Source organism: Streptomyces sp. a15 (assembly GCF_059026085.1).
In genome coordinates this window covers 98,961-118,956 of record NZ_JBWLKM010000016.1, presented here as the reverse complement: position 1 = coordinate 118,956, position 19,996 = coordinate 98,961, and the positions used below count along the sequence as shown (strand labels likewise).

Annotated in this window: 14 protein-coding genes; 1 reads left to right on the top strand and 13 read right to left on the bottom strand. The window is 70.7% G+C overall.

Features of this window, described 5'->3' with window-relative positions; translation table 11 throughout:
• Positions 1 to 58 precede the first annotated feature (58 nt).
• The 6 genes from AC5P09_RS19050 to AC5P09_RS19025 all read right to left on the bottom strand — a co-directional run bounded on the left by AC5P09_RS19050 (position 59) and on the right by AC5P09_RS19025 (position 7,537).
• Positions 59 to 1,651 carry a monocarboxylic acid transporter gene (locus tag AC5P09_RS19050; RefSeq protein WP_493875025.1) on the bottom strand — a complete coding sequence of 531 codons (1,593 nt, stop codon included), beginning with the start codon at positions 1,649 to 1,651 and terminating at the stop codon, positions 59 to 61.
• Positions 1,648 to 2,208, bottom strand: a complete 561-nt coding sequence (locus AC5P09_RS19045; RefSeq protein ID WP_493875024.1) for a DUF485 domain-containing protein — start codon at positions 2,206 to 2,208, stop codon at positions 1,648 to 1,650. The genes AC5P09_RS19050 and AC5P09_RS19045 overlap by 4 nt, the downstream gene beginning before the upstream one ends.
• 69 nt (positions 2,209 to 2,277) lie before the next feature.
• Positions 2,278 to 2,961: a response regulator gene (locus AC5P09_RS19040; protein WP_493875023.1), complete on the bottom strand. Its 684-nt coding sequence runs from the start codon at positions 2,959 to 2,961 to the stop codon at positions 2,278 to 2,280.
• Complete coding sequence (locus AC5P09_RS19035; RefSeq protein ID WP_493875022.1) at positions 2,958 to 4,115, bottom strand: sensor histidine kinase; 1,158 nt, start codon at positions 4,113 to 4,115, stop codon at positions 2,958 to 2,960. The genes AC5P09_RS19040 and AC5P09_RS19035 overlap by 4 nt, the downstream gene beginning before the upstream one ends.
• On the bottom strand, positions 4,112 to 4,636 hold the full coding sequence (locus tag AC5P09_RS19030) for a DUF1453 domain-containing protein (protein ID WP_493875021.1): 525 nt from the start codon (positions 4,634 to 4,636) through the stop codon (positions 4,112 to 4,114). The genes AC5P09_RS19035 and AC5P09_RS19030 overlap by 4 nt, the downstream gene beginning before the upstream one ends.
• A 780-nt stretch (positions 4,637 to 5,416) precedes the next feature.
• Complete coding sequence (locus AC5P09_RS19025; RefSeq protein ID WP_493875020.1) at positions 5,417 to 7,537, bottom strand: DNA gyrase/topoisomerase IV subunit B; 2,121 nt, start codon at positions 7,535 to 7,537, stop codon at positions 5,417 to 5,419.
• Positions 7,538 to 7,977: 440 nt separating this feature from the next.
• Between AC5P09_RS19025 and AC5P09_RS19020 the strand changes: the two genes are divergently transcribed.
• Positions 7,978 to 8,208 (top strand): DUF7455 domain-containing protein, encoded by a 231-nt coding sequence (locus AC5P09_RS19020; RefSeq protein WP_053749190.1) that lies wholly within the window; start codon positions 7,978 to 7,980, stop codon positions 8,206 to 8,208.
• Positions 8,209 to 8,318: 110 nt separating this feature from the next.
• Here AC5P09_RS19020 and AC5P09_RS19015 read toward each other — a convergent pair whose 3' ends face one another.
• From AC5P09_RS19015 to AC5P09_RS18985, 7 genes are all read right to left on the bottom strand, one after another.
• Positions 8,319 to 9,173, bottom strand: a complete 855-nt coding sequence (locus AC5P09_RS19015; protein ID WP_493875019.1) for a serine protease — start codon at positions 9,171 to 9,173, stop codon at positions 8,319 to 8,321.
• Between the two features lie 124 nt (positions 9,174 to 9,297).
• Positions 9,298 to 10,836 carry an RNA polymerase sigma factor gene (locus tag AC5P09_RS19010; RefSeq protein ID WP_493875018.1) on the bottom strand — a complete coding sequence of 513 codons (1,539 nt, stop codon included), beginning with the start codon at positions 10,834 to 10,836 and terminating at the stop codon, positions 9,298 to 9,300.
• Between the two features lie 429 nt (positions 10,837 to 11,265).
• On the bottom strand, positions 11,266 to 12,153 hold the full coding sequence (locus tag AC5P09_RS19005) for a FadR/GntR family transcriptional regulator (RefSeq protein ID WP_493875017.1): 888 nt from the start codon (positions 12,151 to 12,153) through the stop codon (positions 11,266 to 11,268).
• 163 nt (positions 12,154 to 12,316) lie between these two features.
• Positions 12,317 to 14,185: an ABC transporter ATP-binding protein gene (locus AC5P09_RS19000; protein ID WP_493875016.1), complete on the bottom strand. Its 1,869-nt coding sequence runs from the start codon at positions 14,183 to 14,185 to the stop codon at positions 12,317 to 12,319.
• A 183-nt stretch (positions 14,186 to 14,368) separates the two neighbouring features.
• On the bottom strand, positions 14,369 to 15,127 hold the full coding sequence (locus AC5P09_RS18995; RefSeq protein WP_493875015.1) for an NUDIX hydrolase: 759 nt from the start codon (positions 15,125 to 15,127) through the stop codon (positions 14,369 to 14,371).
• A 131-nt stretch (positions 15,128 to 15,258) separates the two neighbouring features.
• Positions 15,259 to 17,175 carry a glycogen debranching N-terminal domain-containing protein gene (locus AC5P09_RS18990; protein ID WP_493875062.1) on the bottom strand — a complete coding sequence of 639 codons (1,917 nt, stop codon included), beginning with the start codon at positions 17,173 to 17,175 and terminating at the stop codon, positions 15,259 to 15,261.
• A gap of 888 nt (positions 17,176 to 18,063) precedes the next feature.
• The gene (locus tag AC5P09_RS18985; protein WP_493875014.1) at positions 18,064 to 19,833 is read right to left on the bottom strand and encodes a DUF4192 domain-containing protein; all 1,770 of its coding nucleotides are present in this window, start codon (positions 19,831 to 19,833) and stop codon (positions 18,064 to 18,066) included.
• Positions 19,834 to 19,996: the final 163 nt, after the last annotated feature.

Genomic DNA, 19,996 nt, shown 5'->3' with positions numbered 1-19,996 from the left:
GGGTGCGACCGCTGCATCCGGGTGAGCCCCTGCCGTACGACGGTGACAGCGCCGCCCCTTACACGGCCCCCGCTCCCGTCAGCGACCGCACCTCGGTCTCCGCGTGCTTGGCCTCGTCGGGCAGTTCCGCCGAGGTGACCGTGCCGAGCCAGCCCGCGACGAAGCCCAACGGGATCGAGACGAGCCCGGGGTTCTGCAGCGGGAAGAACTGGAAGTCGACGCCCGGGAACAGTGACTCGGGGCTGCCCGACACCACCGGCGACAGCACCACGAGCGCGACGGCCGGGATCAGCCCGCCGTAGACGGCCCACACGGCGCCACGCGTGGTGAAGCCGCGCCAGAACAGCGAGTAGAGCAGCACCGGCAGATTGGCGGACGCGGCGACGGCGAACGCGAGTCCCACGAGGAACGCCACGTTCAGGTCGCGTGCCAGCAGACCGAGGGCGATCGCGACCACCCCGATGCCGACGGCCGCGGCGCGGGCGACGGCCACTTCGCTGCGCGGCTTGGCATGGGGACGCCGCAGTGAGGCGTACAGGTCGTGGGCGACGGACGCGGAGGAGGCGAGCGTGATCCCGGCGACCACAGCGAGGATCGTGGCGAAGGCGATGGCGGCCACGATCGCGAAGAGAACCGTTCCTCCCGTGGAGTCCGCGCCGCCGCCCAGGTCGAGTGCCAGCAGCGGAACCGCCGTGTTCCCGGCCGCGTTGGATCCCCGTACCGCCTCCGGCCCCACGATCGCCGCCGCGCCGAACCCGAGGACGATCGTCATCAGGTAGAAGCCGCCGATGAGCCCGATCGACCAGACGACCGAGCGCCGGGCGGCCCGCGCGGTGGGCACGGTGTAGAAGCGGGACAGGATGTGCGGCAGCCCGGCCGTGCCCAGCACCAGCGCGAGTCCGAGGCTGATGAAGTCGAAGCGGGCGGTCCAGTCCCCGCCGTACCTCAGGCCGGGTGCCAGGAAGCTTTCACCGTGACCACTGCGCTCCGCCGCCGTGCGCAGCAGTTGGTCGAAGTCGCCGTGGAACCGCATCAGGACGAGCACGGTCAGCGTGACGGTGCCCGCCAGCAGCAGGACCGCCTTCACGATCTGGATCCAGGTGGTGGCCCGCATCCCTCCCAACGACACATAGATCACCATGAGCGCGCCGACCCCGATGACCGTCCAGGTCCGCGCCGCCCCGCTGGTGCCTCCGAGCAGCAGCGCGACCAGACTGCCCGCTCCCACCATCTGCGCCACCAGATACAGAACGGACACGGTGACCGAGGAGGTTCCCGCCGCGATCCGCACGGGCCGCTCGCTCATCCGCGCCGCGACCACGTCGGCGAGCGTGAACCGCCCGCAGTTGCGCACCAGTTCGGCGACGAGGAACAGCACGAGGAGCCAGGCCACGAGGAAGCCCACCGAGTACAGCAGCCCGTCGTAGCCGTAGAGGGCGATCAGTCCGGAGATGCCGAGGAAGGAGGCGGCCGACATGTAGTCACCCGCGATGGCAAAACCATTCTCCATCGGTGAGAAGAGCCGGCCGCCCGCGTAGAACTCCTCCGCCGAGCCGTGCCGGTGACGGCTCACCCATGTCGTGATCCCCAGCGTCACGGCGACGAACACACTGAACAGAAGCAACGCCAGCGTCTGATGGTCCCCCGTCACGACACACCGCCCCGGATGCCGCGTGTCAGTTCCTGGGTGTCCCACCGCAGTTCGAGCGCGGCCCGGTCCCGGCGCAGCCGCGCGTGCCGCGCATAGGCCCAGGTGAACAGGAAGGTCGTGAGGAACTGCCCCAGTCCCGCCAGCATCGCCACGTTCACCGCACCCGCCACGGGACGTGCCATCAGCCCGGGTGCCGTCGTCGCGGTCACGACATAGGCGAGGTACCAGACGAAGAACACGACGACCGCCGGCACCACGAATCGCCGGTACCGACTGCGCACCTCCTGAAAGGCCGCGCTGCGCTGCACTTCCAGGTACACCTCGGCCGCCGCGACAGCTGGGGCCTCCTTCTCGCGCGGCGCCTGCGAAACCGCGGGCACGGGCGCGCCGACACCACCCGACTCGCCCCAGCCGGAGGCCAGTGCGTCGTACCAGGGATCGTCATACCTCACCTGTCCGGGCCCTCCGGCGGGCACCGGAACATGACTCTCGTGGTTGTCGACCGAACTCTCGGCACCACCGCCGCCTCCGCGGGAGCGACCGTTGCTTGACTGCATGCCCAAGGATGGACAGAACGGGAAGATCCCCGACTCTTCTTCCCCGCGCTCTTCACCCCATCAGGTGACTCACCCCCTCGGTGGCCGTACAAGCCCCTTCCCGTACGCGTAACGCACCGCCTGCGCACGGTCCTTGAGACCCGTCTTGGCGAAGAGGTTGTTGATGTGGGTCTTCACCGTCGCCGTGGAGACGTGCAACCGACGGGCGATCTCCTGGTTGCTGAGGCCCTCGGCGATCAGCACCACCACCTCGGTCTCCCGGACAGTGAGCCCGTCCGACGCCCCGACGGGCACCACCGACGCCGGCTCGGGCTCCGACAGCCTCTCCAGCAGCCGCCGTTGGATGCTCGGCGACAGCCCCGCGTCCCCGGACAGCACACTCCGCACAGCCCGCACGATCTCCTCACCCCCCGCATCCTTGGTCAGATAGCCACGCGCCCCCGCTCGCAGCGCCGGGAACAGCGACTCGTCGTCCGCGTACGTCGTCAGCACCACGACCTGCGTCCCGGGGTGCTCCGCCCGGATACGACGGGTCGCCTCGACCCCGTCGCAGCGGGGCATGCGCAGATCCATCAGCACCACGTCCGGGGCAAGTTCGGCAACGAGCTTCACCGCCTCGTCGCCATCCCCCGCGGCTCCGACGACCTCGATCCCGGGCAGCAGCCCCAGCAACATCACAATGCCCTCGCGGACCACGGTCTGGTCGTCCACGACCACCACCCGGGCGGCCTTCTCCCCCGGCCCCGCTGTCATACGGGCACCTGCAACGTCACCACGAACCCCTCCTTGCCCGGCCCGGCCTCCAGCGAGCCGCCCAGCAGCTCGGCACGCTCCCGCATGCCCAGCAGACCGTACCCGGCGCCGCTCCCGCCGAGTTCGCCCGGCGAGCCGCCCGAGTCCCGCACGACCAGCGTCACCTGATGCTCGCCGTACTCCAGCCTCACCTGCACCTTCGCCCCCGGCGCATGCTTGCGGACGTTGGTCAGGGCCTCCTGAGCGACCCTCCGCACGGCCTGCGACGCCTCGGCCGGCAGAGGTCTGCGCTCACCCGAAATGGTGGCTTCGGCGCCATCGGCCGTACCGACGAGCTGGGACAGGAAGTCCTCCAGCGGGGTCAGCTCGCCACGCAGGGCCGACAGCGACTGCCGGGTCTCGGCGAGGCCGTCGCGGGCCATTCCCCGTGCCGCCACCACCCGCTCGAGAATCTGCTCCCGGTCAGCCCCTCCCTCGATCAGCAGCCGGGCCGCCTCCAGGTGCACGAGTTGCGCCGAGAGACTGTGGGCCAGCACGTCATGAATCTCCCGTGCGATACGCGACCGCTCCGCGAGTGCCGCCGACTCCGCCTCGGCCGCCCGCGCGGCACGCTCCTGGTCGAGCAGCCGCTCGGCGTTGCCACGGGCCTCGGCGTCCAGCCGCAGGACGTATCCGGCGAGGGCGAGCCCCGCTGTCGTGACCGCCGTGGTCAGCCAGGGGTCGTCATTGACCGCGGCGTACGAGGTGAGGGCGACCGCGGTCACCGGCAGGGCGGCCACGAGGGGCAGCCGCTCCAGGGCGGTGACGGCACACCCGCACCACAGGACGAGGGCGGGAACCCTGAAGTCGGCGGTCTGGGCAACCACCGCGATCCCCAGGAGCACGGTGGTGAGAGCCAGGGAGGGCCAGAGCCGGTGCGCGAGGGTGGTGCGGTAGAGGGCCCAGGCCACGAACGCCGCCAGCAGGACGGCCGCCGCTGCCCCGACGGCCCCCCAGCCGTGCACCTGGCTGCTGGTGAAGACGCCCCACAGGAGCATGCCCAGCACCAGGCTCCGCGTCACCCACCCGATCAGACGCCGAGGGCCCGAGGTCGCCCCGCGCCCGAGTGCCTCCCGGGAGGGCCAGCGTGTCCAGGCGTTCTCCGTCTCCGTCACACCCGTTCCTTCCACGAGGGCGGGGACATGCGGTCACCGTACGCCGTACCGGGAACGGCAGCCGGGTGCAGGGACTGGGCCCGCCGGGCGAGCATCCCGGAGCGGACCAGAAGTGTGGCCGCCAGGGCGAGCAGCAGGGCGGAGGAGTCCTGGTGGATGCCGAGCGCCGCACCGAGCGCGAAGAGGCCGACCCGCAATCCGATGCCGACGACCCAGACCACTCCGCTCGCCGTGGTGCTCTTGCTCCACACGGCGCCGTTCGGCTCCACCCATATTCGGGTGGTCCAGGCCCAGCCGGCTCCGATGCCGAGGCCCGTGATCAATTCGGCGACGAGCAGGGCGACCGATGCCGCGGGGTGGTGGGCGTCGACCATGTGCGGCTCGCGGAGCGCGACGACGGCCAGGACCGCGGGCATGAGCCACCATCGCCTCTGGGTGTCGATCCGTCCGGGGCGGAACTGCCGGACGACCACCAGGACGACCACGGCCACGATCATCAACGCGTCGACGAGCCCAGTCATCAGAGCCTCCGTAGCGGGGAAGGGCGAGATCGACAGCGAGCGCTGCCGACGCCTTCGACGCTACGCATTTGCTCAGGTCGACAGATCGGAGCCGGGGTGGATCATGGGTGGATCCCCGACGACCGCTGACCTCCACCCACGGGTGGAGACACCGACAGGTGCCCCTCCCGGCCTCGCAGCCCGCCGGGCCTCGCGCACACATCGGGCTCGCCCGCCCGCCGGACTCACGGGCCCGTTGCAAGCCGCCGCGATCGATACGGCCGTGCGCACCGTCCGGCCGCGCCTGCCGCGCCCGCCTCTGCACATTACGCGTCGTGCGATACGCCGGGATTGCGAACCGAGTCGGGCACCCAAGCCTCGCCCCGACGGCCCCGCCGGGCCAGGCCTGGGGGCAGGGTCGATACACCGGTGGCGAAGCCGTGAGCCCCACAGTCGAACGGCCCTCACAGTCGAACGACGCAGTCGGCAAGGCTCGCGCCCGCCCTCGCACCCGCCCGATCATGGCTGAAGATCTCACCCTGGCCAGACCGGAACCACACATCCCATTCCAGCCGGACCTGGTCCGCCCACGTCACCCCCCGACCGGGCAAGCCACACTCCTCGCGCTGCCCCGGCGCCAGAGCCGCAGACTCCAGCCTGGCGGCCCAGGCCGCACGCCCCGGGGCGCCCCACCGGACCCACCCGGCCCGTGCATCTCACATCTGCCGGCCCGGCCGACCACGACCTGCCCGCCCGCCTGGGCCCGGCCCCCGTCTCACCGGCCCGAGCCCAGCGCAGCGGCTACGCGTCGATGCGCGACCGGTCCAACGTCGCCGCCGAGTTGGAGATGAACTCCTTGCGCGGTGCCACGTCGTTACCCATCAGCAGGTCGAACACCTGCTCGGCGGAGTCCAGATCGGAGAGGTTGATCCGGCGCAGAGTGCGGTGGCGCGGGTCCATGGTGGTCTCGGCCAGCTGGTCCGCATCCATCTCGCCGAGACCCTTGTACCGCTGGATGGAATCCTTGTACCGGACCCCCTTGCTCTGGAACTCCAGGAGCTTGTCGCGAAGCTCGCGGTCCGAGTACGTGTAGACGTACTTGTCCTGGCCCTTCTTCGGCTGGATCAGCTCGACGCGGTGCAGCGGCGGCACCGCCGCGAACACCCGGCCCGCCTCGACCATGGGCCGCATGTAGCGGTGGAACAGCGTCAGCAGCAGGGTCCGGATGTGGGAGCCGTCCACATCGGCGTCGGTCATCATGATGATCTTGCCGTAGCGGGCCGCGTCGATGTCGAACGTGCGACCCGAACCCGCTCCTATGACCTGGATGATCGCGCCGCACTCGGCGTTCTTGAGCATGTCCGTGACGGACGACTTCTGGACGTTGAGGATCTTGCCGCGGATCGGCAGCAGCGCCTGGAACTCGGAGTTCCGGGCGAGCTTGGCGGTACCGAGCGCGGAGTCTCCCTCGACGATGAACAGCTCGCTGCGCTCCACGTCGTCACTGCGGCAGTCGGCGAGCTTGGCGGGCAGCGACGAAGACTCCAGGGCCGTCTTCCGGCGCTGCGCGTCCTTGTGCTGACGTGCGGCGATCCTCGTACGGGCGGCGGCGACGGCCTTCTCCATGACGACACGGGCCTGGGCCGCCGCGTCCCGCTTCGCGGAGGTGAGGAACGCCTTGAGCTCCTTGGAGATCACCGTGTTCACGATGCGGCGGGCCGCCGAGGTGCCGAGGACCTCCTTGGTCTGCCCCTCGAACTGGGGCTCCGCGAGACGGACGGTGACGACCGCGGTGAGGCCCTCCAGGGCGTCGTCCTTGACGATGTCGTCCTCGGCGACGCGCAGCAGTTTCTTGGTGCGAAGCACCTCGTTCATGGTCTTGACGACGGCCTGCTCGAAGCCCGCGACATGGGTGCCGCCCTTGGGGGTGGCGATGATGTTGACGAACGACTTCAGGGTCGTGTCGTAGCCGGTCCCCCAGCGCAGTGCGACATCCACGCCGAGCTCACGGGTGACCTCGGTGGGCGTCATCTGACCGTGGTCGTCCAGGACGGGGACGGTCTCCTTGAAGGTGCCCTGGCCGGACAGGCGGAGGACGTCGCAGACCGGCTTGTCGGTGGCCAGGTACTCGCAGAACTCGCTGATACCACCGTCGAAGCGGAAGGACTCCTCACCCTTGCTGCCGCCCTCGCCCAGGCCGTACTCGTCGCGGACGACGATGGTCAGGCCGGGAACCAGGAAGGCAGTCTGGCGGGCGCGCTGGTGCAGGTGCTCCAGGGAGAGCTTGGCGTCCTTGAGGAAGATCTGGCGGTCGGCCCAGTACCGCACCCGCGTACCGGTGCGGGTCCTGGGGATCTTCTTGGCCTTGCGCAGACCCCCCGCCTCGAACTTGGCGTCCGGGCCCATCGCGGCGAAGGCGCCGGGAACGCCTCGCCGGAAGCTGATGGCGTGAGTGTGACCGCTGCGGTCCACCTCGACGTCCAGCCGCGCGGACAGCGCGTTCACCACGGAGGCGCCGACGCCGTGCAGACCGCCGGACGCGGCGTACGAGCCGCCGCCGAACTTGCCGCCGGCGTGCAGCTTGGTCATGACGACCTCGACGCCGGAGAGGCCGGTCTTGGGCTCGACGTCGACCGGGATGCCGCGGCCGTTGTCGCGGACCTCGACCGAGCCGTCGTCGTGGAGGATCACCTCGATGTGGTCGCAGTAGCCTCCGAGGGCCTCGTCGACGGAGTTGTCGATGATCTCCCACAGGCAGTGCATCAGGCCACGACTGTCGGTCGAGCCGATATACATTCCTGGGCGCTTGCGCACTGCCTCGAGCCCCTCGAGGACGAGCAGGTGCCGCGCGGTGTAGTTGGAACCGTCCCGGTCTGCTCCTGCCAGCAGAGCTGTGGACGGCACGGACGTCTCGGCGGTCACGCGGTTCGCTCCTCGCTGAATTTCAAGTGGGGCCCTCATGGGTAAGGGCGCGGCTTCGGTTGCCGCTCCGAGGGTACAGAGGCCTGGTAGAGCCGATGTAACGCCACCCTCGTCTCAAACTCAGACTAGTCCAGCGTCGCATGCGTGTTCGATCCCTCGATTGAGTGAAGTACATATCACGTTCCCTTCCAGGCATGAACCATTTAGGCTCCGGGCACGTCCTCATGAACAACCGGCAACCCAGCCGGGAGGACCGACACCGACCGACAGCGCGAACCCGTAAGCATTGAAGACACGCAATACGGCACATTCGCCGCCAACCGGCAGCAGACAGCCGCCCCGGAGAGATTTTTCGAGGAAAAGCCCCGAGCGGGAACGTTTTCGGGCTGGTTGGATGTTGACCCTGGTACGACAGCTCGTCGAGCTAGAGAAGAGGCGACGTGACTACTGTTCTGACCCCCGCGAGCCCGCTGACGGCCGCTGACCGCTGCGACCGCTGCGGAGCCCAGGCGTACGTGCGCGTCGTCCTGCTCAGCGGCGGAGAACTGCTCTTCTGCGCCCACCACGGTCGCAAGTTCGAGCCGGAACTCAAGAAGATCGCCGCTGAAATACAGGACGAGACGGAGCGGCTCACGGCCGCTCCTGCATCCGCCTCCGAAGAAGAGCGCTGACACTCGCGTCCACGACGAGCCAGCACCGGCACAGGCCGGCCAAGGGCGGCCGCCCCTGATCCCAGGGGTAGCCGCCCTTGCTCGTACCCAATGAGGCCCCCAGCCCCCCGTCAGACGCCCGTATGCGGCGCTCTGGCCGTACCCCAGCCCAGGGTCCGCATGACGTCTGACACGCGCGTGTAGACACCAGGACTGCCCGCACGACCGCAGCCGCTCCCCCAGGACACAAGCCCGACCAGCTTCCCCTGGGCGACCAGCGGCCCACCGCTGTCTCCCTGGCAGGCATCGCGCCCGCCTCCCTCCTCCCCGGCGCACAGCATGCTCTCGGCGAGGTACGTACCGTCGGCACTGCCCGGGTACGCCTCCTCGCACAGAGCGTCGGACAGCACCTGCACGGGTGCCGCCCGCAGGCTGAGCGCATAGTCACCACCGCCCGTGAGGTCACCCCAGCCGTACACGAAGGCGCTGGTCCCCGGTCGGTACGCCGGATCACCACCAGCCGCCATCCCGACGACCGAATCCTGTGGCAGCGGCTCGGTGAGGCTGAGCACGGCGAAGTCCCCCGCATTGCTCGCCCCGTCGTAGTCCGGGTTCACCCAGGTGTCCCGTACGCGGATCTCCCGGCCCTGGTCCGAGAGAAGGTCCGATCGGCCCGCGATCACCTTGAGGTCGCTGATGCGGTCCGGTGGGGCGCCCAGGACGTCCTCGCCCAGGCAGTGGGCCGCCGTGAGCACGGTGGTCCGGCCGACCGCCACACCGCCGCAGAACTGCCCCGCCCGCGTACCCCCGAACCGGTCACGGCTGGACAACGCCACCGTCCACGGGCTCTCGGACACGTCGACCGGGAAACCGCCGACGACGATGCTGTCCGCGGCCACGGGGGCGGCGGACACCAGTGGTATAGCTGCCGCCGCGGCCGCCAGAACCAGCGGCCGGGCCAGCGCCCGGGCAATGCGACACCGCATGCCTGCTCCTCACTCAAAGGTGTTGATCGGACACCCAGAGTCATGCAGAGCGTCATAGCCCGCAGCACGAAGGCCCGGATCCCTCTCGGTGATCCGGGCCTTCGATGTGTCGTACTACCTCGACCTAGTCGAGGTAGTCGCGCAGCACCTGGGAACGCGACGGGTGGCGCAGCTTCGACATGGTCTTCGACTCGATCTGACGGATACGCTCACGCGTGACGCCGTACACCTTGCCGATCTCGTCGAGGGTCTTCGGCTGACCGTCGGTGAGACCGAAACGCATGGAGACGACGCCCGCCTCGCGCTCGGACAGGGTGTCGAGGACGGAGTGCAGCTGCTCCTGCAGGAGCGTGAAGCTGACCGCGTCGGCCGGGACGACGGCCTCGGAGTCCTCGATCAGGTCACCGAACTCACTGTCGCCGTCCTCGCCCAGCGGGGTGTGCAGCGAGATGGGCTCACGGCCGTACTTCTGGACCTCGATGACCTTCTCGGGGGTCATGTCGAGTTCCTTGGCCAGCTCCTCCGGGGTGGGCTCGCGGCCCAGGTCCTGGAGCATCTGACGCTGCACGCGCGCGAGCTTGTTGATGACCTCGACCATGTGCACCGGAATACGGATGGTGCGGGCCTGGTCGGCCATCGCGCGGGTGATCGCCTGACGGATCCACCAGGTGGCGTACGTGGAGAACTTGTAGCCCTTGGTGTAGTCGAACTTCTCCACCGCGCGGATGAGACCGAGGTTGCCCTCCTGGATGAGGTCCAGGAACAGCATGCCGCGGCCGGTGTAGCGCTTGGCCAGGGAGACCACCAGACGGAGGTTGGCCTCCAGGAGGTGGTTCTTGGCGCGGCGACCGTCCTCGGCGATGATCTCCAGCTCGCGCTTGAGCTTCGGAGCGAGCTTGTCGGCGTTGGCCAGCTTGTCCTCGGCGAACAGACCGGCCTCGATGCGCTTGGCGAGTTCGACCTCCTGCTCGGCATTGAGCAGCGGGACCTTGCCGATCTGCTTGAGGTAGTCCTTGACGGGGTCGGCGGTGGCACCCGCAACGGCGACCTGCTGGGCCGGCGCGTCATCCTCGTCGTCGTCGGAGAGGACGAAGCCCTTGTTCTCGGCCCCCTCCTCTTCCTCTTCGCCGGGCTTGGCTTCCTCGAGGACCTCGTCCTCGGCGGCCTCGGCGTCGTCCTTGCCGGTGGTCGTCTTCTTGGTCGCCGTCTTCTTGGTGGCGACGGTCTTCTTCGCGGCCGCCTTCTTGGCGGTCGTCGTCTTCTTGGCGGCGGCCTTCTTCGCGGGCGTCTCGTCCTCGACGGCAGGCTCGACGGCGGGTGCCGCCGGCGTGGCGGTGGCGGTGGCCTTCTTGGCGGTCACCGTCTTCGCCGCGACCGTCTTGGTGGCGGTGCGCTTGGCCGGACTCTTCGCTGCGACGCTCTTTCGGGTGCGCTTGGGCTCCGCGGCACTGACCATCAGCGTCACACCCTCTTCCTCGAGGATCTGGTTGAGGCTGCGCAGTACGTTCTTCCACTGAGTGGCCGGAATCTGGTCAGCTTCGAAGGCCCGACGCACGTCATCGCCGGCGATCTGCCCCTCAGCCTTTCCCCGCTCAATGAGCGCCATGACAGAGACGGACTCGGCGATCTCCGGCGGGAGCGTACGGGATGTGCTGGCCGACACGAACAACCTCTCGGAACGTTGGAAAACGGCTTCCGGCCCCGTCCACGGCGGACAGGAGCCGACCACCGGCCTGGGGATGGGCCGACGGTGCGGGCGGGGGCCGGGAAGATGCACAGCGCCTTGAATGGCGTCCGTATTCCCTCCGCGGCTGTCACCTCTTAGGTCATCGCGCTGTCTCCGCCAGCGTTACGCCCAATCTGCGTGGCCCGAGTCACACCCCGTAAGCGATCAAAACCGATCAGACCCGGATAGAGGGGGTCATCCGCAGCCTCGACCTGGTCGCCCCGGCGGGCGCGCCGCCACATCGCACCGTCGGACCCCGCAGGATTCCTTGAGAATCCTGCGGGGTCCGACGGGAGGCGGTTCGCCGGCCGGGCGATGCCAAAGGAGGGGGATGGCACCGCCGGCCGCGCCGCCGTCGGTGCGCGGTCAGTGCTCGCGCGGCGCGGGCACCACGCGCTCCACCTCGGGGTGAACGGTGAGAAGCTGGCGCATGGCCACCTCGGCCGCCGTGCCGTCGCCGGTGGCGAGGGCGTCGGCGATCCGGCCGTGGTGCGCCAGCGAGGTCTCGTTCGGTCGGTCACAACCGGTGACCGGGCTGCCGGAGACCTGAAGGGCGGCCGACACGATCCCGGAGAGGTGCTCCAGCATACGGTTGCCCGCGAGCTGGATGAGCAGGGAGTGGAACTCGGCGTCGGCGCGGGAGAAGGTGAGCGCGTCACCCTGACCCATGGCATGGCCCATGATCTCGACCATGTCGGCGAGTCGCTGCTGGACGTCCTCGCGCCCGTGCCCGGCGGCGAGGCGGGCGGCGAGCGGCTCGATGGTCCAGCGCAGCTCGCTCAGCTCACGGCGCTGGTCGTCGCGCTGTGGCCCGAAGGCCCGCCACTCGATGATGTCCGGGTCGAGGAGGTTCCAGTCGCTGACGGGGCGCACGCGCGTGCCCACGTTCGGGCGGGCGCTGACCAGACCCTTGGCCTCTAGGACCCGGAGCGACTCGCGGACTACGGTGCGGGAGACCTCGAATCGCTGGCCGATCTCCTCGGGCACCAGCGGACGGTCAGCGCCCAGGTCACCGGAGACGATCATCTGGCCAAGCTGCTGGACGAGTTGGCCGTGCAGCCCGCGCCCGCGGTTGCCTGCGGTACGTCGGCCCACGCGGCCCAGCTCCGGGTCCGCGCCGTCCCAGGAGGGGGCGCCGACGCGGTCGGTGGCCGGCGCCTCGGCGTAGGGGTAGCGGTCGAGTTCGCCCGGGCCGGCGAGACCGGAGTCTGCGGAGCGGGCGGCGGTCATCATGGTGTGCGCAAGGGTACTCACGGATCCTTTGTCGGCGTCGTCTCCAACTCCCTTGAGGTCTTTGGTGAAAAGCACACGAAAGGGTGATCGCTCACCCCGTCGCAATTGACGCCTTATCGGAAAGAAATGGGCTTTCCCCGGGGAGTTGTGCGCAGGGCGGGAACGGTAAGGGCTCGGACGGTCGTCATCGGACCCTGCTCCGCAGGGTCGTGAGCACATATGCGCAGAGCAGGGCGGTCAGCGACAACGTCAGCGCCCCACCGACAGGTTGGACGAGCACCCGTGCCATCGCTGCCAGATAGCGCTCTCCACCAAAGGGCCACTGCAGCAGGAACACCTCGCGCAGCCGCGCGGGAAGTCCGGCCGCCGCCCGCACGGACGCCCCCTCCAAGGCCTTGTGTACGAGAGGCACGACGAGAACCGGTACGGCGACCACCGCGGCGAGTCCGGCCGTGGTGGACCGGAAGGTTCCTGCGGCCAACACACCGGCCCACGCACAGCCGACCACGAGCCCGATCCAACTGGCGCCCAGTGACAACCAGTCGGCCGGAACTTCCGTGAGCTCCCGTCCGTAGACGAGGTAGAGCACTTCGGCGTCGCAGCCCACCGTGAGGACGGCCAGCAGCAGTGCGGTGGCGGCGGCGACCACGAGTTTCGCGGCGAGCAGCCCCAGTCGGCGGGGCACCGTGCCGCGGTCCGCCGCCAGGGCGGGGTGGCGGAACTCATCACCGAAGGCCAGCGCCCCGAGCAGCCCCGCGCCGAGCGCCGCGGGCGGCAGCGGAAGTTCCCGCGGCCACGCGGCCAGCAGACGCGGCTGAGGGGTGTGTCCGATCCGTGCCAGGAGCACGGCGGTGAGGGCGGAGGTGACAAGGACGGCGGCGCCGGTGAGGAAGCCGGTCCCGATCCCGGCGGCGCGACGCAGCTCGTAGCGCAGCGGCCGCAAAGGGCTGGGCGCGGGGCGGACCGAGATGGGGGGTGGAAGCGGGGACAGGTGGTCGATGGCCTTGAGGGCTTCGGCGGAGCGAGCGGTCGCCCGAGGGCACCCTTCTCCCTCGCTCGCACCGGCCTGCGTTCCCGCTGAACCGGACAACTCTGACGGGCCGGATTCCCGATCCGCACCCTCCGTATGGGGCCCGCCGGGGGCGTGTGACTCTTCCGAGGAGACCGCCACCGCACCCGGGCCCATGTCCCCGATCTCGTCGGCGAGTTGGTGGACGAGGATGCCGTGACGGAAGGCGGTCTCGCCGATGTCGGCACAGGTGCTGCCGTAAACGGACAGACGATTGCCGCCCTCTCGTACGACTTCGACGGAGCGCTGGGCGGTACGGGCCTCCTTGGCGAGCAGGGCCGCGAGGCGGGCGGCGTGAGGGCTGCGCACGGCGACCCGGGGACGCAGGCGGGTGCGGGCGAACTCCGCGGCCTCCTGATCGGCGACGAGTCTGCCCGCGTCGAGCGTGACCACCTGGTCGGCGGCGCGCGCCGCCTCCTTGGGATCTGCCGTGGTGAACAGGACCGTGCCGCCCTGGGTGGCGTGTGCCCGCAGCATGCCGTACAGCCACTGGTTCTCGCGGGCGGAGAGGCCGTCGGTGGGGTCGTCGAGCAGGAGGGTGTGCGGGTCTGCCAGCAGGGCGCAGGCCAGTCCGAGGCGACGGTCCATGCCGCGCGAGAGGGTGCCGAGCCGTTCGTCCCGCAGGCTGACGAGGCCGACGACCTCGAGGACTTCGTCGGCACGCCGGACCGGGACACCCGCCGCGGCGCACAGCATGCGCAGGTGACCGCGCACGGTGCGGGCGGGATGGCCCGGCACATCACCCAGGAGCACGCTGACTTCGCGCGAGGGGTGCGCGATGCGGTGCAGGGGGCGGCCTCTGAAATAGGTGATGCCGCGGCCCTGTTGGAGTTCGAGCATCAGCCTGAGCGACGTCGTCTTGCCTGCGCCCGCCGCTCCGAGAAGCGCGGTGACACGGCCTGCGCGCGCTTCGAAGGAGACGTCGTCGACTGCGGGCGGAAGATCCTTGCGGGAGTTGCTGGTCAGTCCGAGTGCCTGGATCACCCGTAGCAAGATAGCGCGCTATGTCCGGTTTTTCGGGTACCACAAGGCCCGTTCCACAGTCGGCCGGCCATCCTCCGACGGCCCGCCGACGAACCTGATCGGGCCCCTGTTCGCCGTTCGGAAGAGAGGCCGGTCCGCGGTTCGGTCACGGCCGGTCGGCCGTCGGTGCCCGGCGCCCCGGTGTCACACCTCGGGGCGCAGCATCGGCGGGTTGAGCAGGGTGGCGCCGCCTGCACGGAAGAGCTGGGCGGGACGGCCGCCCTGGCGGGTGGTCGTCCCCCCGGTGGGGACGAGGAAGCCGGGGGTTCCCGTCACCTTGCGGTGGAAGTTGCGGGGGTCGAGCGCGACCCCCCACACCGCCTCGTAGACACGGCGCAGCTCGCCGACGGTGAACTCGGGCGGGCAGAACGCGGTGGCCAACGACGAGTACTCGATCTTGGAACGGGCACGTTCCACGCCGTCCGCCAGGATCTGGGCATGGTCGAACGCGAGCGGCGCGACCGGTTCGCTGTCCCGGCCGTATCCGCTCTGCTGTAGCAGTTCCTCGACGGGCGCCCAGCGTGCGTTGCTGGCGTCGCCACCCGCGCGGGGAGCGGGCAGATCGGGGGCGAGGGCGAGGTGGGCGACGCTGACGACACGCATTCTGGGATCGCGTTTGGGGTCGCCGTAGGTCGCGAGCTGTTCCAGATGTGCCCCGTTGTCCTGCACGGGGACGGCCGGATCGTGCGCGCGCAGTCCGGTCTCCTCGGCCAGCTCGCGCGCCGCGGCCTGAGCCAGATCCTCGTCGGCCCGTACGAAGCCGCCGGGAAGCGCCCAGCGCCCCTGGAACGGCGGCTCACCCCTGCGCACCGCCAACGCGCACAGGGCATGGCGGCGCACGGTCAGCACGACCAGGTCCACGGTGACGGCGAAGGGCGGAAATGCTGACGGGTCGTAGGGCATGCGGCGATCATAGTCGTCTGCCTGACGATAAACACTCCCTTCGTCGGCCGCATCGGTGGCTGGTCGGCTTCGGTCCGGCCGGGGATTCGCGGTGCGCTCCCAATCGTCGTCCGCTGCCATGTCGTACGAGGTCAGGCTCTCAGTTGGAGTCCGTCGGCCGCCTCCTCGACCATGGCAAGGCCGAGTCGGCTGACCCTCACGGAGAAGGGGAAACCAGCGACCCGCAAGCCGGTCAGGCTGATCTCCCCGAGGGGCGCGCTGCGCATGGGACGCAGCGTGACCGTCCCGGCCGGGGCGTCCGGGCGGATCCCCGCGAGGGTGGTCAGCAGCAGGACCCCGGCGGCCGCTGCCGTCGCCGAGGGGCGGCAGGCCGCCGGATGGGGCAGCGGTGCGCCCCCGTCGGTGCGCTGCTCCCCCGCGTACATCTCGGGGAGCCGGTGGCCGAAGGTCTCGGCTGCCGCCAGTAGGCCCCGCAGCAGCGAACCGGCCTCCTTCTCGTAGCCGGCCGCGGCCAGGCCCGCGACGGCGACCGCCGTCTCGTGGACCCGTACGGCACCGGCGCGATGACCGAAGGGGTTGTATCCCGCCTCCTTCGCGCCCAGCCCTCGGAGCCCCCAGCCGGAGTCCATGGCCGGGCTCCCGAACAGTCTGGCGAGCTGTTCGGTCTGTACTCGGTCGAGCAGCCCGGGTGCCAGCTCGCCCTCGCCCAGCAGCCCGGTGTCGAGCAGGTGAACGGCGGTGGCACCGAGCTGCGGAACGAGGCGCCCGTCCGGGGCACGGGCGGTCGCCGGCCGGCCACCACCGCGGTCCTCGATCCAGAAGTCCGCGCGGAACGCCGTCCGCAGTTCCCGTGCCCACTGGCGCAGCTCGGTGCCACCCGGTCTGCCGCACGCGTCGAGCAGCTCGGCACCGAGCAGGGCCGCGCGGTGGGCATGGGCCTGTGTCTCACAGCGGACGGGCCCGCCGGGCTGTGGATCGCACAGATACGCCCCGTCGCCCACGGTCGTCCGCAGCCAGGCCAGACACCGTTCGGCCGCCGGCAGCAGTTCCTCCGTCTCATGGTGGGGAAGTCCCCACCTCCTGGCCTCCGCGAGAAGAGCCGGGAAGAGCAGCGTGGCCTCCGTGCCCGTGCAACCGGGCGGCAGATGCGCCCCCGCGTCCCGCCTCGGCCCAGGGATCATGCCGGATTGTGCCTCCAGGCCCGAGAGTTGGGTGCGCGCGAGGGTGCGCAGGGTGCCTGCGGCGAGCCTGGTGCCGAGGGGCAGTGTCATCCGGGCCGCAGCGAGCGCCTCGGCCGGCGCCAGCCCGCAGCGCCAGGGTGCTCCTGCCGCCAGGTACGTGTCCGTGGGGTGCGCCGGATCGCGCAGCAGCAGGGCCTGCAAGTCCTCGCCGCCGGTGTGCAGCAGGGCCTGCACGCCGGAGTGGTCGCCTGTCGCCCGTGCGGACGCCAGTGGGCTGGTCGCCGCGCGCCCCACGGATCTGACGGGTCCCGCGCCGTCCGGTCGTACCCGCAGTTCCACGCTGGCCGTGCCGCCCGGGGGCAGGTGGAACTCCCAGCGCAGCAGTCCTGCCGAGGCCAGGGCATCGGCTGGTGGCGGATCGGCCGTGACCGATGCGCTCCCGTCGGCGCAGGACCAGCGCAGGCCGGAGTCGTGGACGCTGGCGGGCAGTTCGGGTCCCGCTCGTCCCGATGCGATCGCGCCGAGGTCGGCCAGGTCGGTGCCGAGGGCCACCTCCACCGGCAGGCGGAGCGGGCGGAGGGCCGCGCTGTGGAGCGTGATGCGCTCCGTGCCGTCCGCGTGACGTGTGCGTTCGACAACGACGTCCGGATCAGGACCGGTGCCGGGGGAAACGCGCAGCGTCCCCACGAAGCGCACGTGGTCCGCCGCGGTCGTCCGGGCCTGGACCGCGACCGGTTCGCGACCGGCGACGCGAACCTGGCAGCGGGAGAGCACACGCCGGCCCGCGCGATAGAAACCCTCCAGCCCGTGTCCGGTCAACTGCCCCTGATCCGAGGAGATGGCGAGACCCGGGAGCGCGACGCAGATGAGGGCGGTGTGGGCCGGGGGGAGGTCGGCAGGGCGGCGAGCGGGCAGTGGCGGGCTCGGGGGCGGCGGCAAGTGGTTCTGCGGAGTGGGCGAGGTTGTGCGGTGCGGGTTGGGGACGGCCGGGGGTGGGGTCCAGTGCTGAGCTGTCGACGGAACGGGCCTTTGTGGTCCGGCCATAGGCGGGGGCTGGTTCTGGTCCGCGGACGCGGACAGGGGCCCTGGACCTGCCCATGAGGGCAGCCTCTGGTCCTTGCCCGTGAGAACGTGCGCCTGCCCCGTCCGTAAGGGAGAGGGGCCGCCCGGGTTCGGCCTCTGAGTCAGGCGCTGGTCGTACCTCGTCGCCCTTTCGGCGCGCTCGGTATCGCTCGCGAAGATCGGCTCGTACGCATTCGAGCCCGCTGCCTGGGCCGGTGGATCGACGCCTCCGCCCCGGGGGGAAGGGGAACTGCCGAGAGCAGAGCTGTTGTCGTCGGCGGCGGAGGGCGGAGTCGGCTGATGCAAGGGGCGGCTTCCTCTGCGCTCTGTGCGCCTGGGTCGTGTTCGGCGCCGGGTGCGGGGCTCCTGAGGGACAAGGGCGGTGGGCGGCACCCGTCCAGCCGTTCCGCCACTCAGGTGAACGGGACGGACCTCGTCGTGGTCACGCCCGTGGCCCCGGAAGCCGACCGAATGGCGGCGGGCGCGAAGAGGACGGGCGCCGCGACGACCGACCGTCAGCCCTGCCTCTCCATCCCCCAGCCGACCTCGCCCCCCTCCCGCCGTGCCCGGACCCGCCTCGGGCCGGCTCGCCCGCCGTCCCGCGGCGGAGGGCATGCCACATCCGCGCGCCGCACCCGCACAGCCGACCGGAGAGGCCACGGAGTCGGCCGCCGTCACCTTCCGGGCGGTCGCTCATGCCTCCCCCTCGGCCGCATCGCCTCCCGGTCGCGCGACTCCGGGTCGGGTGCCGCGCCGCCGTGTGCCGTCCTGGCCCGTGGGGTGCGGCGGGCGCGCGCTCCCCTTCCCCGACGGCCGTGGACGCGTACCGGCTGTCCCCGAAGCACCAGGACGCGTAAAGCCCGCCGGCCGTGGGCGAGTGTGGGATTCATCCGTCCCCGACGGCTGTTCTCCCGCGCCTGAGACGTGCGGGCGGCCGTCCGGGCCACCGCCGGACCTGCTCCGGCGACGGCGATGGGAAGCCGCCGCGCCCGCTCCACCGGCACCGACCCCGTTCTGCAACGCGGGAGTGTCCTGGACACTGGTCACGTCCTGCGACGCGGGGGCGTCCCCGACACCGGTCACGCCCCGCGGCGACGGAGTTCCACCAACATCTGTCACGTCCGCCTGCGTCGGCGCCACGATTTCCTGCCGCGTCGAGGGCTCAGATCCCCTCTCGCCGGTCCCTCCTCCCGCTCCGTCTGCCGCACGCGCCATGCGCGCCTCGCGCAGACAGCGGCGGATGGACTCCGGGTCCAGGCCCTCGTTGCACGCCTGGTGCAGGAGGCGGGCGAAGAGGTAGTCGGGATCGGCTCCCAGGGCCATGGCCATGGCTTCTCGCGCCTCGATGTCGTCCCCGGCTGACCAGGCGACCCAGCCGACGAGGGTGAGCGGGGCCGCCGCATGCTCGCCGTACGACCCGACGCAACGGCGGGCCAAGGCTCGCCAGAGACGCAGCGCCGGGCCGGCCTCGGGGCCCTCCATCCACTCGGCCGCACGGTCGCGCGTCGAGCGGTCCTGCAGGCCGAGGATCAGCGTGGCCGCTTCCTCGTGTCCGAGCAGTTCGTCGTCACGCAGGTCCGCCAGGAGGGGCCCGGAGACGGGCACCGCCTCGGCGAACCGTGCCATCACCCGCTCGGCGAGGGCCATCGTCTCCTCTGCCACGTCCGCCCGGCCGGTTTCGTCCAGCATCCTGGGGATCTGCGCCATGCTCGCGGTGTCCAGGACGGCCTCCTGCTCCAATGCGGCGGCTGTCTCCCAGGGCAGCAGCCTGGCCCGCAACTCGCGCAGAGTGCCTCGCACTTGGAGCCCGGCATAGGTAGCCGCGGCAGCCAGCACGGAGGTGCCGGGCAGCCCCATCGGCAGCCCTTCGGGGGGACAGCATCCCTCGCTCGGGCAGCAGTACGACCAGAAGCGGCCGTCGGAGATGCACAGGGCCTCGATGACGGGTACGTCGAGGCGGCCGCACTCCGTGCGCAGCAACCCGGCGAGTCGGGCCAGCCGCCCCATGACCTGCTGCCCCGTCTCGCCCTTGGCGGGCTCCTGGCAGAGATACGCCACCATCTGCTCGGGTTTGGCACCCCTGCGCGCGCTGCCCGTGATCAGGCCCTGGGCGAGCTGCCTGGCCGCGGACTCCCAGTCGTCCCCGCTGGTCGGAATGCCGAGCCGGGCACGTCCGCCGAACCGGCCGCGACCGCCTCGGTCGTGCAGGGCGACCAGGACGATGCTGTCCTCGGGGCGGTACCCGAGCAGGTACGGCAGCGCGTCGGCCAGTTCGGCCGGCGTACGCAGAGTGACCTGATGGTCGCCTCCGTGGGCGGCGTACGTCACGCACTCGACGTGCTGGCTGGGCGCGGTCCCAGGTCGCCCGCCGTCCGCGCCAGAGGCTTCATGCCTCTCATATCCGTCTCGTCCGCTGATGTCGCCATTCTCTGAGGATCCAGTCGTTTCGCTGTGATTCGTCATGCCCAGACGATCTCGCGGATCACCAGGTTCCGCTTCGACCTGTGGATAAGTCCGATCATGGACACGCCATCATGGGCTCGCATGCCTGGTGCGCCGCTGAGACGTCCGCCGCCTCGGCCGGTGAGAATCCCCGGCTGTCAGTGTGGTCCTGTTGTATGGGACG

Bases quoted from the DNA above. Each gene is read 5' to 3' on its own strand.
- AC5P09_RS19040 (WP_493875023.1), bottom strand. From the start codon at position 2,961: ATGACAGCGGGGCCGGGGGAGAAGGCCGCCCGGGTGGTGGTCGTGGAC.
- AC5P09_RS18985 (WP_493875014.1), bottom strand. From the start codon at position 19,833: ATGACGAATCACAGCGAAACGACTGGATCCTCAGAGAATGGCGACATC.
- AC5P09_RS19015 (WP_493875019.1), bottom strand. From the start codon at position 9,173: ATGCGGTGTCGCATTGCCCGGGCGCTGGCCCGGCCGCTGGTTCTGGCG.
- AC5P09_RS19030 (WP_493875021.1), bottom strand. From the start codon at position 4,636: ATGACTGGGCTCGTCGACGCGTTGATGATCGTGGCCGTGGTCGTCCTG.
- AC5P09_RS19045 (WP_493875024.1), bottom strand. From the start codon at position 2,208: ATGCAGTCAAGCAACGGTCGCTCCCGCGGAGGCGGCGGTGGTGCCGAG.
- AC5P09_RS18995 (WP_493875015.1), bottom strand. From the start codon at position 15,127: ATGCCCTACGACCCGTCAGCATTTCCGCCCTTCGCCGTCACCGTGGAC.